This window comes from Eisenbergiella sp. OF01-20 (assembly GCF_003478085.1).
Lineage (GTDB): Bacteria > Bacillota > Clostridia > Lachnospirales > Lachnospiraceae > Eisenbergiella.
On the sequence record NZ_QUES01000023.1, the window covers coordinates 1 to 1,981 of the forward strand.

Annotated in this window: 2 protein-coding genes; both read left to right on the forward strand. The window is 43.9% G+C overall.

Going from position 1 to position 1,981, the window contains the following annotated elements:
• The first annotated feature begins 182 nt into the window (after positions 1 to 182).
• Positions 183 to 1,502, forward strand: a complete 1,320-nt coding sequence (locus DXA36_RS21685) for an IS30 family transposase (protein WP_118681547.1) — start codon at positions 183 to 185, stop codon at positions 1,500 to 1,502.
• Positions 1,495 to 1,752, forward strand: a complete 258-nt coding sequence (locus DXA36_RS21690) for a hypothetical protein (protein ID WP_118681548.1) — start codon at positions 1,495 to 1,497, stop codon at positions 1,750 to 1,752. The genes DXA36_RS21685 and DXA36_RS21690 overlap by 8 nt, the downstream gene beginning before the upstream one ends.
• Positions 1,753 to 1,981 lie beyond the last annotated feature (229 nt).

A 1,981-nucleotide genomic window follows, 5' to 3' on the forward strand; every position in this document is an offset into this window, starting at 1 on the left:
TTTTCAAATTAAGTTCCACCCCGACATGGAAGTTAATCAGCGAAACTGGAAATTACCCTGACAAGGCTCATCCATGGAACTTACTTTGATAAAAAATTATCCATTTCTCCTATTTGTTGACCCGCCCCTTTCTATCCTTCATAATGGATGACAGCTGTATTCCGGTGAGAAAGAGGCACCTTATGAAAAAAGGACTACATTTAACCTTCGATGACAGATGTTCCATTGCCAACGGTTTAAATAACCGCTATTCTTTTAAAGCCATTGCTGATACTCTTGGAAAGGACTGCACCACAATCTCCAAAGAAGTTAAAAAACATATCACCATTTCCCAGTCCGGATGCTCCGGAAGGGTTTATAACAACTGCTTCCTACGCTCCCACTGCTTCGAAGGTGAACGATGTGAGGAATGTACCTATCACAGAATGAAGTATCGTTGTCGTTCCTGTAATAAATGTAATTTCAATTGTGATAAGTACCAGCCCGAAGTATGCCTTCGTTTAAGCAGGCCTCCTTATGTATGTAATGGCTGCCCAAGGAAGCATAACCTCTGCACGTTAGAAAAACATTTGTATCTTCCCAAAGAAGCCCACAAAGAGTACGAACTGTCCCTGCGCGAATCCCGTTCAGGCATTGGGCTTTCCGAAGCGGAAGTCAAACAGCTGGATAATCTCTTTTCTCCTCTTTTGAAAAAATGCCAGTCCATCCATCACATCTATGTCAATCATGCCGATTCTGTCATGGTCAGCGAAAGTACCATTTACCGTCTGGTGGACTATCAGCTGTTTGAGGCCAGAAACATTGATCTTCCTCGTAAAGTGCGTTATGCTCCGCGAAAGAAAAAGAAAATTTTTAAAGTGGACAAAACCTGCCGTCTCAACCGTACCTACAAGGATTATCTGAATTTCTGTAAAGAAAACCCGGATGTCCCGGTCACCCAGATTGATTCCGTTGAGGGAAAAAAGGGCGGCAAAGTTCTGCTTACCATCCACTTTGTCAAAGCGGAATGCATGCTCGCTTTCTTAAGGGATGCAAATGACTCCCAATCCGTAATCCATATCTTCAACCGTCTCTATCTTGAATTAAGCCCGGATGTATACTGCGGCCTGTTCCCATTGCTGTTAGGGGACAATGGCAGCGAATTTTCAAATCCAGCGGCCCTGGAACTGGATGGTCAGGGAAACCAGCGTTCCCATGTATTCTATTGTGACCCTTCCTCCCCTGAGCAAAAAGGTTCCTGCGAGCGCAATCATGAGTTCCTCCGCATGTTTATCCCAAAAGGCACCTCCCTTGATACTTTTACCCAAAGTGACATCAGTCTTATGGTTGACCATATCAATTCTTATGGCCGGCCAGGCCTTGGAAATAAATCACCTTATGAAATGATGGCTTTCCTATATGGGGAGGGGCTTCTTAAGCTGCTCGGCTGCCACCAGGTCTGCCGGGATGATGTTACCCTAAGCCCCGCCATTTTTAAGAAAGGTGGTGAGACGGATGCATGATTATCGAAACCAAAGAGAGCCCGCAGACCATCAGGTGGACCTGGAAACTATGCGTGAAATGGAAGAAGTGGTCCCCATGAACCTGTATGAAAGAAAAAGCCTCCATAGCTGGGTGTATCATGGAAATGACCCTGAAAAAAATCCCTGGGGATACTGCGATAGAGACGGCTGGATGTTGGATTATATTCACGCATACAGACGTCACCATGGATATGAATATAAGATAATTTACAAAATAACAGAGGAATAAGCACCACCTTATTCCCCCACTTAATGCACCGGAAACAGCCTTATACCCACACAGTGTAGGGTGGATTTTACTTTGCGAAAAAATCCAATGTGAAACCGACTCAAGCGGTAGCATACCCTTTTTTAGCTGTTTTTAACGGTTCTATCTTAATTTTACACTCATTGAGGGAAAAAAGCATCCACTTTTTGAAGTTTTCTTTACGCAAAGTGGATGTTAATTTCAGAATGTG

Coding starts and splice junctions, on each gene's coding strand:
- DXA36_RS21685 (WP_118681547.1), top strand. CDS start 183: ATGAAAAAAGGACTACATTTAACCTTCGATGACAGATGTTCCATTGCC.
- DXA36_RS21690 (WP_118681548.1), top strand. CDS start 1,495: ATGCATGATTATCGAAACCAAAGAGAGCCCGCAGACCATCAGGTGGAC.